Source organism: Bradyrhizobium iriomotense (assembly GCF_018130765.1).
Classification (GTDB): Bacteria; Pseudomonadota; Alphaproteobacteria; order Rhizobiales; family Xanthobacteraceae; genus Bradyrhizobium; species Bradyrhizobium iriomotense_A.
Window position 1 is genome coordinate 115377 of the sequence record NZ_JAFCJZ010000008.1, and the last position, 13188, is coordinate 128564.

The 13188-nt window shown below is 66.3% G+C and carries 10 protein-coding genes; all 10 read right to left on the bottom strand.

The genetic code is table 11. The features are described from left to right. Nucleotides 1-84 precede the first annotated feature (84 nt). The 10 genes from JQ635_RS16165 to JQ635_RS16210 all read right to left on the bottom strand — a co-directional run bounded on the left by JQ635_RS16165 (nt 85) and on the right by JQ635_RS16210 (nt 13109). Nucleotides 85-1782, bottom strand: a complete 1698-nt coding sequence (locus JQ635_RS16165; protein WP_211410830.1) for a GMC family oxidoreductase — start codon at nt 1780-1782, stop codon at nt 85-87. Nucleotides 1783-1845: 63 nt separating this feature from the next. Beyond that, nucleotides 1846-3177: an MFS transporter gene (locus JQ635_RS16170; protein ID WP_211410831.1), complete on the bottom strand. Its 1332-nt coding sequence runs from the start codon at nt 3175-3177 to the stop codon at nt 1846-1848. Nucleotides 3178-3254: 77 nt separating this feature from the next. Beyond that, nucleotides 3255-4061: an enoyl-CoA hydratase/isomerase family protein gene (locus JQ635_RS16175; protein WP_211410832.1), complete on the bottom strand. Its 807-nt coding sequence runs from the start codon at nt 4059-4061 to the stop codon at nt 3255-3257. A 30-nt stretch (nt 4062-4091) separates the two neighbouring features. Next, nucleotides 4092-5636, bottom strand: a complete 1545-nt coding sequence (locus JQ635_RS16180) for an AMP-binding protein (RefSeq protein WP_211410833.1) — start codon at nt 5634-5636, stop codon at nt 4092-4094. Next, nucleotides 5629-6147: a (2Fe-2S)-binding protein gene (locus JQ635_RS16185; RefSeq protein ID WP_211410834.1), complete on the bottom strand. Its 519-nt coding sequence runs from the start codon at nt 6145-6147 to the stop codon at nt 5629-5631. Before JQ635_RS16185 ends, JQ635_RS16180 begins: the two co-directional genes overlap by 8 nt. Then, complete coding sequence (locus tag JQ635_RS16190; protein WP_211410835.1) at nt 6144-6959, bottom strand: FAD binding domain-containing protein; 816 nt, start codon at nt 6957-6959, stop codon at nt 6144-6146. The genes JQ635_RS16185 and JQ635_RS16190 overlap by 4 nt, the downstream gene beginning before the upstream one ends. Further along, nucleotides 6956-9958, bottom strand: a complete 3003-nt coding sequence (locus JQ635_RS16195; RefSeq protein WP_211410836.1) for a xanthine dehydrogenase family protein molybdopterin-binding subunit — start codon at nt 9956-9958, stop codon at nt 6956-6958. Before JQ635_RS16195 ends, JQ635_RS16190 begins: the two co-directional genes overlap by 4 nt. 142 nt (nt 9959-10100) lie before the next feature. Next, nucleotides 10101-10940 carry a helix-turn-helix transcriptional regulator gene (locus JQ635_RS16200; protein ID WP_211410837.1) on the bottom strand — a complete coding sequence of 280 codons (840 nt, stop codon included), beginning with the start codon at nt 10938-10940 and terminating at the stop codon, nt 10101-10103. Nucleotides 10941-11046: 106 nt separating this feature from the next. Then, entirely contained in the window at nt 11047-12462 is a 1416-nt protein-coding gene (locus JQ635_RS16205; protein WP_211410838.1) for a UbiD family decarboxylase, read from the bottom strand. 26 nt (nt 12463-12488) lie between these two features. Continuing rightward, nucleotides 12489-13109 carry a UbiX family flavin prenyltransferase gene (locus JQ635_RS16210; RefSeq protein WP_211410839.1) on the bottom strand — a complete coding sequence of 207 codons (621 nt, stop codon included), beginning with the start codon at nt 13107-13109 and terminating at the stop codon, nt 12489-12491. Nucleotides 13110-13188: the final 79 nt, after the last annotated feature.

Here is a 13188-nt window from a genome sequence, read left to right on the forward strand (position 1 = left end):
ATGATTTCGGTCATCGGCGGGCTCAGCGCCCCACCGTTTCAGGCGCGCGCAGAGCTACACCGAAAGGCGATCAGGGAAAAGGGATCAATGATGTCGCAGCAGCGCATCGCTGATCTTCTCGGCCGCCATGATCACGGGAATGTTGGTATTGGCGGTCGGCAGCCGCGGCATGATCGAGGCGTCCGCCACGAAGACGTTCTCGCTGCCGATCACCAGCCCTTGCGGATCGACCACCGCCATCCGGTCGGCGGGATCGCCCATCCTGCAGGTGCCCACGGGATGCCAGACGCCGAAGACGCTCTGCCGCACGAAGGCTTCGAGCGCGCGATCGTCCGCGAGCGTTGCCTGGAAGGCGGTGCCGTTGAGCAGCACGAGCCGGATCAGGAGTTGCCTGAGACCCGCGGGCACGTCGAGCATCGGCCCGAGGATCGCGGCGATGATGCGGTTGGCAGAGCCGTAACGGCTCAGCCGCTTGATGCGCGGCGAGTAGGAGGCCGGGAAGAAGTCACCGGTTTCGGGGTTGAGCGCCGGATGCACCACGAGCTTCGCCAGCAGCCGGACGGCTGCAACCATCCGTTCGAGATCGCGTGCATCGGACAGCAGGTTGAAATCGACAACCGGATAGGTCCAGGGATCGCGGCTCGCCAGCGTGAGAGAACCGCTCGAATATGGCCGGTTGCACCAGAGGAAATAAAGCCCGAGCCGCGTGCCAAGCGCATGCCAGCCGCCGCGCGCCGAGGCGGTGATGTACATGTCGGACGGATCGCAGCCGGGATGTCCTGACGAAAAACGCATCGCCGCGAAATTGGGACGGCGCCGCGCCAGCGGCAGCCGCAGCGGACGCGGCAGATATTGGCAGAACGTCAGCGCGGGATGATCGCGCAGATTGCTGCCAACGCCGGGCAGATCAATGGCGACGGGAATGCCGAGCGCCTGCAGCGCCGCCCCGGGGCCAATGCCCGCCCGCATCAGGATCGCCGGTGACTGCAGCGCGCCTGCGGTGAGGATCACGCGGCCGGCACCGACGCTGAGCTTCTGACCGCCACGTGCGACCACCACGCCGGTCGCGCGACGGCTCTCGATCCGGAGCTGCTCGACCGAGCTGTCCGCCCAGACGGTCAGGTTCGGCCGCGTGCGGGTTGCCGGGTCGAGATAGCCGGCGGCCGTGGAGACGCGCCGGTCGTTGCGATTGGAGAAAGCCGGCGGAAAAATGCCGTCCTCGAACTCGGCATTCTGGTCCTTCCGGAACGGCAGGCCAGTCGTCGACAGCGCTTCGCCCACGGCCTTGCCGAACGCCGGCATCGCCGCTCGCGCGATCCGGCGGATCGGGATCGGACCGCTTCTGCCATGCAACGGGCCATCGAAATCAAGGTCCGTCTCGAGCTTGAGGAAGTAAGGCAGCACGTCCGCCCATCCCCAGCCGCGCGCGCCGAGATCGCGCCACTCGTCATAATCGCGCGGAAGGCCGCGATTGGCCGACTGCACGTTGATGCTGGAGCCGCCGCCCATCACCCGGCCCTGCTCATAGGCACGGACGACCGGCTTGCCCGCGGCATTGCGGCCGGCCGCCGCCGACAGGCCCGGCCAGATGTATCTGTCGCCGAAGAACAGCGGCATCGGATAGCTGTCGAGAATTTCCGGCGGTGTTGCCTCGGGCGGCGTGTCCATCCCGGCTTCGATCAGGAGTACGCGACGGCGTCCGTCCGCGGAAAGCCTGCTGGCGAGCACGCAGCCCGCCGACCCGCCGCCGACGATCACATCGTCGAAATGCAGCTCATCCATTTCCGTCTCGTCATACGTTGAGCGAGCCGGCACGGCAGCAAAGCAGCCGCGCCGGCTTAAGGCTCAGCGGAAGTTGCCCTTGGTCTCGGGGATCACGACCGCACCGATCAGGTAGATCACGAACACGCCGACAGCAAAATAAGCCAGCGACATCGGAATCTGCGCCGGGCTGGCGCTCACCAGCGAAACGAAGGTCGGCATCATGCCGCCCAGCGCAAAGCCGATGTTCCAGGACAGGCCCGTGCCGCTGGCGCGGAGCGCGGTCGGGAAACGCTCGTTGAGGAAGATCAGCACCGGCGCGTAACCGGCATTGCCGATGAAGGCGATGGCGAGCGCAAGAAGCGTGATCTGCGTCGTGTCCTTGGCGGCCGCGAGATTGAGATAGCACAGCGGCAGCAGCACCGCGGCCAGCGCGCCGATCAGCAGGAACGTCTTCTTGCGACCGATCCAGTCGCTCATCGCGCCGACCAGCACCGCCGAAAAGAACGCCGAGACGCTCGCCCCCATCAGGATCAGCGACGAGGTCTGGTTCGGGACCGCGTTGATGACCTTTAGGAAGCTAGGCAGATAGCCCGAGGTCAGGTAATAGCCGGCGCCGCCGCCGAAGGTGATCAGAAGGTTGACCAGCAGCACGCCGCGATATTCGCCGGAGAAAACGTCCTTGACCGGTGCCTTCGAGACTTTTGCCTGCTTGTTGCCCTGCTGGCGCTTGAGTTCCTTGAAATAAGGAGATTCTTCGAGGTTGCGGAAGATGAACCAGCCGAGCAGCGAGCTCAGCAGACCCGAAAAGAACATGAAGCGCCAGCCCCACACCGCGAAGGCATCGCCGGGGAACACCGAGGATGTGATCAGGAAGATGAACGACGCGAGCAGCGCGCCGATGCCGGCACCACCACCGCCGACCAGTCCCGACATCGCGCCACGCCATTGCGGCGGCACTGACTCGGTGCCGATCGTGTGGGTGGACGCCACGACGCCGCCGACGAACACGCCCTGCACCAGCCGCAGGATCAGGAAGATGATCGGCGCGATGACACCGACCTGCGCGATGGTCGGCAGCAGGCCGAACGCCGCGGTGCTGAGGCCGACGCCGATGATGGCGATCAGCATGGCCTGCTTGCGGCCATGCACGTCGGCATAATGCCCGAACACCGCCGAGCCGAGCGGCCGCATCAAGAGCGTCACCGCGAATGAGCCATAGACCGCCGCCAGCGACAGAGCCGCATTGCTCGACGGAAAGAACAGTGCACCGACGACCGGCGCCACGTAGAGCAGAATGAACAAATCGAACAGATCCAGTGCCCATCCGAGTACCGATGCGATGATCGCATTGACCATCTGCTTGTTATCGGCCGATGCTTGCGCACCCGCGACCGGCATATCCATCTCAGCCATGTTGTTTTACCTCCCCCGTTTGAATGGCGCCGCGGTCCGCGCCATGGCGAACCGCAGCAGTGCGTTTGCGTCGCGTATCAGCGGCCGGTGAATTTCGGCGGACGCTTGGCGTTGAAGGCCTCGACGCCCTCCTTGAAGTCCTCGGACTGGCGCAGGCGGCTGTAGCAGTGACCTTCCAGCTCAATCGCGATGGCGAGCGTCGAGTCCTCGGTGTCGTTGAGCAGCTTCTTGGCCGTGCGCTGCGCCAGCGGCGAGAAGGTGCGGAGCTCGTCGACCAGTCTGTCGGTCGCCTTCTCCAGCTCGGCATCCGGCACGCATTCGGTGGCGATGCCCCACTCATAGGCCTGCTTGGCCGAGATGCGCTTGGAGCGCATCACGATGTCCTTGGTGCGGGTGATGCCGACCATCTTCTGCAGGCGCGCCGAGCCGCCCGAGCCCGGGATCTGGCCGAGCTTCTGCTCCGGCAGCGCGTATTGCGTGGTCTCAGAGGCGATGCGGAAGTCGCAGGCGAGCGACAGCTCGAAGCCGACGCCGAAGCAATAGCCGCGATTGGCGACGATGACGGGCTTGGCACAACGCGCGGGCGCGGCGATGTTCCAGGCGAGCTTGGAGACATGCTCGGGGCTCGCCTCCATGAAGCCGCCGATATTGCCGCCGCTGGAGAAATGCTCGCCCTCGCCGCGCACCACGATGACGCGGACGCGCGGATCCTCATCCAGCGTCTCGAAGGTCAGCCGCAGCTGGTCGCGCTGCGGCATCGCCACGACGTTGTAGGGTGGACGTCCGAGGATGATGTCGGCGCGCTCATGCGCCTCGTCGATCTCGACCTTGAACCCATCGAGCTTGGCGAGCCTGAGATCGGCGAATTTATAGGGTGACGGCATTTTGGCTTCCTTCTGTTGATGGAGTGATGATCAGGCGGCGTCCGACGGCGGCAGGCGCTCGGCCTCGTATTCTCCGGCAACGAGCAGTCGCCGCAGTAGCTTGCCGACCGGCGATTTCGGGATCGCGTCGACGAAGACGTAGCGGCGCGGCCGCTTGAAATTGGCAAGGCCCGAGGTGCGGCAGAACTGCTCCAGTTCGACCTCGGATACGGCGCGGTTGCGCTTGACGAAGGCGGCAACGACCTTGCCCCACTTCTCATCGGCGACGCCGACCACCGCGACCTCGTCGACGGCGGGGTGCAGCGACAGGCAGCTCTCGATCTCGACCGGCGAGACGTTCTCGCCGCCGGTGATGATCATGTCGTCGACGCGCCCGGTGACGAACAGATCGCCGTCGGGATCGACGTAGCCGGTATCGCCGGTGAAGTACCAGCCTTCGCGCAGCGACTTGGCATCGGCCTCGGGGCGGCGCCAGTAGCCTTCGAAGGCCTCGTCGCCCGCAAGCGTGGCGATGATCTCGCCCTCCTCACCGACGGCGGCAAGCTCCGCCACCGAGCGCGCGCCGATGCGCACGACCTTGACGTGCTGGTTCAGCCCCGCCTTGCCGGCCGAGCCGGGCTTTGCCGCGGCGTTCTGATCTATCGTAAAGGTGTAGATCTCCGAGCTGCCGTAATGATTGACGAACAGGTTTGGCTTGAACGCCTCGTTCAGCTTCTTCAGCAGGCCATCGGTCATCGACGCACCGGCGAAGCCGAGCTTGCGCACGCTCGACACGTCGGTCTTGGCAAAGGCCTCGTGGTGAACGAGGTCGTGATAGAGCGTCGGCACCAGATAGAGATTGGTGATCTCCTCTTTCTCGATCAGCGCCAGCGCCTGGCGGCTGTCATAGCGCGGCAGGCAGATGAAGGTGCCGCCGATCAGCGACATCGCCAGCAGCGAGCGGACACCCATGGTGTGGTAGAGCGGCATCACACCGAGCGTCCGCTCGCCGCGGCCGTAGAGGTTCTGCGCGACATGGGCGATCGCGGCGGCGCGCTCGGCGCGATGCCGCCGCGGCACGCCCTTCGGGCGCGAGGTCGTGCCCGAGGTGTAGAGCATGATCGACCAGGCATCAGCGCCGACGCGCGGCTCGGCATCCGGCGCAGCGTTCTTGATCAGATCGGCGAAACTCGTCGCCTCACCCGTTCCGGGATCGACGGAGACCCGCAGCAGCTTGCCTGCCAGCGCTGAGCCCTGCATGGCCTCGGCGGAAATGTCCTGGTAGAACACCGCGCAGGCTTCGGCATTCTCGATGCAGTAATCGAGCTCGTCGGCCTTGGCGCGCCAGTTGATCGGCGTGACGACGAGACCCGCGAACTGGCAAGCCCAGTGCAGCGTTGCCGCTTCCCAGCGGTTTTGCAGCAACGTGACGACGTGGTCGCCGGGCTTCAGGCCAAGCCGGTCGAACGATGCCACCAGCGCGGAAATCTTGTCGTACCATTGCCGGTAGGTCAGGCGGAGATCGCCGTCGACCAGGGCGATAGCGTGGGGATCGCGCGCGGCGCTGGCAACGAAGCTGCTGGCGAGATCAAGCATCAGACGTCTCTTTGTTGGATGAAGTGAGTTCGGCGGCGGCATCTAACGCCGCCTTGATGATCGGGGTGTAGCCGGTGCAGCGGCAGATATGCCCACTGAGGAGATCGCGGATCTCCGCCTCGGTCGGATTTGGGTTCTTCGCGAGATAATGGTCGAGCGACATCAAAATGCCGGCGGTGCAGAAGCCGCACTGGAGTGCGTGGTTGCGACGGAATGCCTGTTGCAGCACGCCGAGCCGGTCGGCCGCGGGTGCGAGCCCTTCGACGGTCCTGAGCTCGCAGCCGTCGACCTGCGCGGCGAGCGTCAGGCAGGACCGCGTCAGCATGCCGTCGACGACGACAGTGCAGGCGCCGCAGACGCCGTGCTCGCAACCGACATGCGTACCGGTCGCGCCGAGTTGGTGACGCAGGAAATCGGACAGCAGCATGCGCGGCTCGGCCTCCCCCTCGACAGGCTTGCCATTGAGCGTGAAGCGAATTGCGTGCCGGCGGTCGGCCTTGAGACGTGTCATTGCAGCACCTCGCCGATCAGGTCGCGGCCGATCATGCGCACGAGGTCGCGGCGGTAGCGCGCGCTGGCGTGGACGTCGTCGCGCGCGCCGAGCTCCCAGGCAAAAGCGTTGAGGGCGTCATCGAGCGCGCTGCCCTCCAGCCGCGGCCAGTCGCGCCCGGTCGGCACGTCGGCGACCCCGCCGACGGCGAGACGCACACCCGTCGGCGTCTTCATCGCGGCGCAGGCGACGATGGCGAAATCGCCATGCCGGCGCGCGACCTCGCGGAAGGCGACGCGCGATCCCTTGGTAACGGGCAGCGAGATGCCCTCGATTAGCTCGTCGTCGCTGCGCGCCGTCAGCATCATGCCGGCGAAGAAGTCTTTTGCGGCCACGCGCCGCCGACGCCTGGCGTTGCGCAACAACACCTCGCCGCCGAGCGCGACCAGCGCGAGCGGCATCTCAGCACTGGGATCGGCATGGGCGAGCGAGCCGCAGATGGTGCCGCGGCTGCGGGTCTGCATGTGCCCGACCCAGGGCAGCGCCAGCGCCACCAGCGGCAGTGCTTCGGCTAAGCCCGACCAAGCCAGCAGATCGGCCTGGCGCACGCCGGCACCGATGACCACCGCATCGCCTCTCCGCTCGATCTGGCCCAGCTCCCTGATCCGCATGATGTCGATCAAGAGCTTCGGCTTGGCGAGGCGCATGTTGAGCATCGCCATCAGCGACTGCCCGCCCGCGAGCACACGGGCATCGCCGCCCTGCTGCGCGAGGCCTTCGAGGACATCGCTAACGCTTTCGGCGCGGAGATAGTCGAATGCGGGCGGCTTCATCGGCGCCCCCCGAACAGGCTCGCGACCTTGGCCAGCAGCGCGAACAGCGAGAAGCCGCCGCCCGCGGCACCACCGCCGCCGGCCTTGCGCGCGAGCGCGGTGAAGAACTGGCCGATGATCACCCGCGTCGCGCCATCGAGCAGACGGCCGCCGATGCTGGCGACCTTGCCGCCGATCGCAGCGTCGTAGCTGTAGGTCAGCTTCGTGCCGCCGTTGCCGTCGGGCGCAAGCGTGATCCTCCCCTCGGCATTGCCGAAACCGAGCGCGCCGGTGGCACCACCGCGCAAGGTGACTGCGCGCGGCGGATCAAGGTCGAACAACTCCACGTCGGCGCGATAGCGGCCGGAGACGGGGCCGATGCCGAGCGTGACGTCGGCACGGAAATGCGTGTCGGTGACCTTGTCGACGCGCTGGCAGCCGGGAATGACGGATTGCAGCATCGCGGGATCGAGCAGCATCGCCCAGACCTGCTCCGGCGCGCCCTTCACCGACGCCTGCCCCTCGCCGCGCAGCCGCCGGTCCCCCTCGCGCACGGGCGCCGCGGTCGCGCCACCTGCAGGCGGCGGCGGTTCGGCGCCGCGCACCAGTTCGGCCAGCCGCGCGGGCACCAGCGGCAAGGTGATGTCGGCAACGCCGAGCGCATCCGCCACCGCATTGGCGAGGCAGACCGGCGTCGACATGCAATTGCCCTCGCCCACGCCCTTCGCGCCGAGTGGCGTGAACGGCGACGGCGTCTCCATGTGGATGATCTCGGGCTCCGGCACCTCCGTCGTGGTCGGCAGCAGATAGTCGGCGAGCGTTCCCGTCAGGAAACTACCGTCCTCGGCGTAGGCATATTCCTCGAGGAGCGCGGCCCCGAGCGCCTGGGCAAAGCCGCCGCGGATCTGGCCGTTGACCATGCCCGGATGCAAAATGGTGCCGCAATCGTGCATGGTGACGTAGCGGTCGATCCGCGTCTCCAGCGTCGTCGGATCGATCTCGACGCCGCAGAAATCGAAGATGAAACCGTGGCAGAGCGAGGAGTTGATACGGTCCTCGTCATCAGGCGGCGTCAGCTCCGGCGGCGTCCAGAACACGGTCTCGCGGATGGTCTGTCCGGCATCGTCAGGCAGCGAGCCCGGTGACCAGTGGCTGAGCGCGGCGACACGCGAGAACGCGATCCGGTTCTCCGGATTATGCTTCGAGGCGACAAAGCCTTTTGCAAAGATGATGTCCGCCGCCTCGACGTTGAGCTGGCTCGCCGCGATGCGCGCGAGCTTGCCGGCAACGCGCTCGGCTGCGAGCTTTGCAGTGCCGGCGACCGCCGCGGCAAAACGGCTGGCGTAATTCCCTGACGCGATCGACCAGGCGTCCTTCGCCGTGTCGATCTCAGTGTTGACGCGGATGTCTTTCGGCTGGAGACCGAAGACGTCGGCGACGACCTGCGACAGCACGGTGCGATGGCCCTGCCCCTGCGGCACGGACGCCACATGCACCGTGACGCTGCCGACCGGATCGAGCCCGACGGTGGCCGTCGCCTGCGCGCCGTTCTTGGGACCTGCCTTGCGGCGCTCAGCCGTCGTCAGCACGGTCGTGATGTAACCCATGTTGGAGACGCTGGGCTCGACCACGGCGGTGAACCCGATGCCGTAGAGGCGTCCCTCTGCCCGCGCCTCGTCGCGCCGCGATTTGAGTTCGGCAAGCCTACCTTGCTCGACCGCCCGCACAATCGCTTCCTGGTAGTTGCCCGAGTCGAGCAACGCGCCGGTCGCGGTGCGATAGGGAAACGCGCCGGCATCGATCAGATTGCGCTTGATCACATCGAGCGGATCAAGGCCAAGCCCGATGGCGATCCGCTGCACCAGCCGCTCGAGCGCGAAATAGACCTGCGGCCCGCCAAAGCCGCGGTTGAGGCCGGTCGGCGTCTTGTTGGTGACGACGACGCGGTTGCGAACCTTGACGTGGGTGATGTCGTAGGCGCCGGTCAGATTGCCGTGCATGCGGTACAGCGTCGCTGGCTCGGGCGCACGCAAGTGGGCGCCGCAATCCTCGACCTGGTCCCAGTCGAGCGCGAGGATCTTGCCGTCGGCAGCCACCGCCGCCGACAGCGTCGTCGCGCGGTTGGTCGCCGACACCGAGGCGGTGAGATGCTCGAGCCGGTCCTCGATCCATTTCACCGGCCGCGCGGTGATACGCGCCGCAGCAGCGATCAGCGCGATGTAGGGAAACACACCCTGCTTGACGCCAAAGCTGCCGCCGGAATCCGGCGGCGTACGCAGGCGCAGCCTATTGCCCGGCACCTTCAGCGCGCGCGCAATCACCGTATGGATGCTGAATGGGCCCTGGAAATTGGCGAGCACCTCATAGGCGTCCTCGCCGGCATCGTGCGAGGCGACGACGCCATAGGTCTCGATCGGCGTGCAGGAGTTGCGGGGATATCTGATGTCGATGGAGAAGCGATGCGGCGCATCCGCAAAGGCTTTTTCAGGTTCGCCGTACCGGAATGAGCGATCGCTGGCGAGATTGCCGGGAAAGCCGTCATGCAGCACGGGCGCGCCTGCGGCGATCGCGCCAAGCGGATCGACGACGGCGCCGCGCGGGCGATATTCGACGTTGATCAGCTCCGTCGCATCCTCGGCGCGCGCACGATCCGTCGCGACCACTACAGCAACGGGCTCGCCGACATAGCGCACGCGGTCCATCGCGATCGGCCAGCACTCCACCGGCGCCTTCACGCCGACGACGAGGCTTGTGGTGACGGCCTTGACGTCGCTGCCGGTCAGAACCGCGGCAACGCCCGGCAGGCGTTTTGCAGCTTCAGCATCGATGGAGAGAATATCGGCGTGTGCATGCGGGGAGCGCAAAATCGTCGCGTGCAGCGTGCCAGGCGCAACACCGAGATCGTCGATGAAGCGGCCGCGGCCGGAGAGCAGCGCGGCGTCCTCGACGCGCTCGATGGAGCGCCCGACCCACGGCTCATCGCCATTTCCCGGATTTGCGGATTTGACCGCCTGCAACATGTCCCGGCATACCTCCCGACGCGTTCTTTGACGCGGCGGTGACACTTGTCAGGACAGGGGCTGCGCGGGCCATACCGCCCGCTCTCACGACTTACCAAATCGTCTCATTCGAGCGCGTGCAGCGCAATATCGGTCGCAGGACTCAACCCGCAAGACGCGAGACGTTGCGAAACTCGCGCGGGCTGACGCCGGCATGGTCGCGGAAGAAGCGCGTGAAATGCGCCGGCTCCGGAAAACCAAAGCGCTCGCTGAGCTCGCCGAGCGGCGTATCCTCGCGCATCACAGCATCGAGCGCGCGCTCCATGCGGACGACGTTGAGATAGATCTTTGGCGAGACGCCGAGCGAGGTCTCGAACAGGCGGAAGAACTGCGCGCGCGAGAGCCCGGCGCCCTTCACGAACTGATCGACGCTGCCATAGGAATCCTGCACGCGCATTGCATCCATCGCGCGGCGAATGCGCCAGTCGCAGCTCACCGCGCTCATGCCACGGATCGAGGTCGGAAAGCTGCGCCAGGGCGTGAAGCGCTCGATCACCGCGATCATCAGGTCCGACAGCGTCTGCTCGTGGGTCCGCACCGCGTCCGGATTGGCCATCATCTCAGCCGCCAGATGCAGCGTGAGCTGGCGGATGCGCGGCGATACCTCGCCCGATGGGCGCTCGAAAAAACCCGGCGCGCCGCTCGCGGCCCATCCCGGGCGGAACTCCTTCAGCCATTCCGGCTCGATATAGAGCGCCATGATCAGCGTGCGCGGACGATTGACGTCGTGCACATAGGCATGCGGCTTCCAGCCGTCGACCAGCACGGCGGCGGTATCCGTCAGCGGCGTGACCTGGTCGCCGACCATGAACTGCGTATCGGCGCCCTCGACCTTGAGCAGGACATGGCAATGATGATGGGCGTGGCGGACCAGCGAACGGTCCATGTCGAGCAGAGCGACCCTGCCAAAAGCGCCGTGAGCAATGCGCAGGGCCGTCGACATCAGTTCCTTCCTCCCAGCGTTGCGCTGCAAAACGATTGGCTTGTCGGCGCGGCACTATAAGCAGCGTCAGCTTCATATTCCAACCGCGCAAACGGACGCAAGTCGGTCATGCGCGCGCCTCCGCAAGCAACCGCGCGACCGCGGCGCCTGGGTCGGGCTGCAAGGCCGCGGCGAGATCGACCTCCTCCTCGCCCTTGACGCGAATGCGCTTGAAGGCGAGTTCGGGCGCGCTGACCGGCGCCGTCGCGTCCAAGCCCATCTTCGCGCTGATACCGTTGTCGGTGGTCGGATCGAGCTTCGAGCCGAGCGCGCCTGCGACGACCATGAGATCGCGATCGGCCTGGAAGCGTGTCGCCACCGCCCATTCAATCTCCTCGGACGAGGAGATGTCGACATCCTTGTCCACCACGATCACCTGCTTGATGTCGTAGTGCGCGCCGAAGGCGCTCATCATGATGTTCTTGGGCTCGCCATCATTGGCCTTGTCGATCTTGATCGCGAGATGATAGCGGCAGGTGCCGCCGCGCGTGAGGCGAACGTCGATCACACCAGGAAAGCTGCGGCGCAGATGCTGGAGCAGCGTCGCCTCGCGCGGCACGCCGCCGAGGATCAGGTGCTCAAAACCGCCGCCGACGATGGTGTGGAAGATTGGCTTGGCACGATGCGTAATCGCGTCGACCTCGATCACCTCGCGATTCGCGCGCGGCCCGTAATATTGAGGGAATTCGCCGAACGGCCCCTCCGGCTCTCGCACGCCCTGCAAAATGCGCCCCTCGATCACGATCTCCGCATGGGCGGGTACGCGAACCGAATTGGTGCGGCACTTCACGACATCGACGGGCGAGCCGAGCAGCGCGCCGGCAATCGCCATCTCGTCCTCGTCGAGCGCGGCGATCGCCTGCGAGGCCAGCATCAGGGCCGGATGCGCGCCGATCACGATCGCGATCTCCAGCGCCTGGCCCAGCTCTTCGGCAAGACGATAATAGGAGAAGGTATGCCGCGGCAGCAGCAGCACGCCGATGCGATTCTTGCCGGAAATCTGGCAGCGATGGATCGAGACGTTCTGCACGCCGTTCCTGGGATTGCGCGCGATCAAGAGGCCGGCCGTGATGTAGGGGCCGCTGTCGCGCTCATTGTGCTTGGGGACCGGAAGCTGGCGCAGCAGATCGACATCGTCATGGACGACCTCCTGCACCGGCCCGCTCGCGACCTCGTGCGTCGGCAGCGGATGGCTCGCGGCGGCCAGGAACCGCGGCAGCAGCTGCTCCTCGGTGACGCCGATGGAATCGGCGACCCAGTCGCGGCCGGCAAAGAGGTTGGCGACGACGGGGATCGCGTGCCCGTCCGGGCGCGGAAACAGCACGGCGCTGTCGCGTTCCAGCCGCTTGGCGATGGCGGCGAGCTCATCCGCCAGCGCAACACCCTCGCGCGCGATCGCGAGCTTGCCGCGTTCGGCGAGGTAGCCGAGCCAGGTGCGCAGATCGGCGGGCGAGCCCTTCCTCGCAACATTGTCCATTCGCATACGGGTCTTTCCTTAAGGTCTTCAGGTCAGGGCGCGATCTTGCGCAGCGACGGCGAGCGGCGCTTGAGCGCCTCGTCCTCGCCCCAGCGGCGCACGACGCCGATGTCGATGTCGAACAGGTCGAGCACGCGGCCGACGGTGTGTTCGACCATGTCGTCGAGGTCCTCCGGCTTGGCGTAGAAGGCCGGCACCGGCGGCGCGATGATCGCGCCCATCTCCGAGAGCGCCGTCATCGTCCTGAGGTGCCCGGTGTGCAGCGGCGTCTCGCGCACCATCAGCACCAGGCGCCGGCGCTCCTTGAGCACGACGTCGGCGGCCCGGGTCAGCAATGTCGTGGTCACGCCCGAGGCGACCTCGGACATCGAGCGCATCGAGCACGGGGCCACGATCATCCCTGTGGTGCGAAACGAGCCGCTGGAGATGGCAGAGGCCATGTCGTCGATCGCATGGTTGACATTGGCGAGCGCCCTCACCTCCGCGATCTTCAGGTCGGTCTCATAGGCAAAGGTCTGCTCGGCGGTCTTGGACATCACCAGATGCGTCTCGACGCCGGCATTGCGCAGAAGCTGCAGCAGGCGCACGCCATAGGTGACGCCCGAGGCGCCGGAAATGCCGATGATCATCCGCTTGGGGCTGGCGTCCTGCATGTCTTTGGTTTCGCTCCCGTGGATCACGCGCCCACTGAGGTCCACGTTCATCCGCGGCAAGACTAGGCAATCGCATCCA

Excerpts from the sequence above, each read along its gene's own strand:
- JQ635_RS16165 (WP_211410830.1), bottom strand. The coding sequence starts at position 1,782 with ATGGATGAGCTGCATTTCGACGATGTGATCGTCGGCGGCGGGTCGGCG.
- JQ635_RS16180 (WP_211410833.1), bottom strand. The coding sequence starts at position 5,636 with ATGCTTGATCTCGCCAGCAGCTTCGTTGCCAGCGCCGCGCGCGATCCC.
- JQ635_RS16170 (WP_211410831.1), bottom strand. The coding sequence starts at position 3,177 with ATGGCTGAGATGGATATGCCGGTCGCGGGTGCGCAAGCATCGGCCGAT.
- JQ635_RS16175 (WP_211410832.1), bottom strand. The coding sequence starts at position 4,061 with ATGCCGTCACCCTATAAATTCGCCGATCTCAGGCTCGCCAAGCTCGAT.
- JQ635_RS16190 (WP_211410835.1), bottom strand. The coding sequence starts at position 6,959 with ATGAAGCCGCCCGCATTCGACTATCTCCGCGCCGAAAGCGTTAGCGAT.
- JQ635_RS16200 (WP_211410837.1), bottom strand. The coding sequence starts at position 10,940 with ATGTCGACGGCCCTGCGCATTGCTCACGGCGCTTTTGGCAGGGTCGCT.
- JQ635_RS16205 (WP_211410838.1), bottom strand. The coding sequence starts at position 12,462 with ATGCGAATGGACAATGTTGCGAGGAAGGGCTCGCCCGCCGATCTGCGC.
- JQ635_RS16195 (WP_211410836.1), bottom strand. The coding sequence starts at position 9,958 with ATGTTGCAGGCGGTCAAATCCGCAAATCCGGGAAATGGCGATGAGCCG.
- JQ635_RS16185 (WP_211410834.1), bottom strand. The coding sequence starts at position 6,147 with ATGACACGTCTCAAGGCCGACCGCCGGCACGCAATTCGCTTCACGCTC.
- JQ635_RS16210 (WP_211410839.1), bottom strand. The coding sequence starts at position 13,109 with ATGCAGGACGCCAGCCCCAAGCGGATGATCATCGGCATTTCCGGCGCC.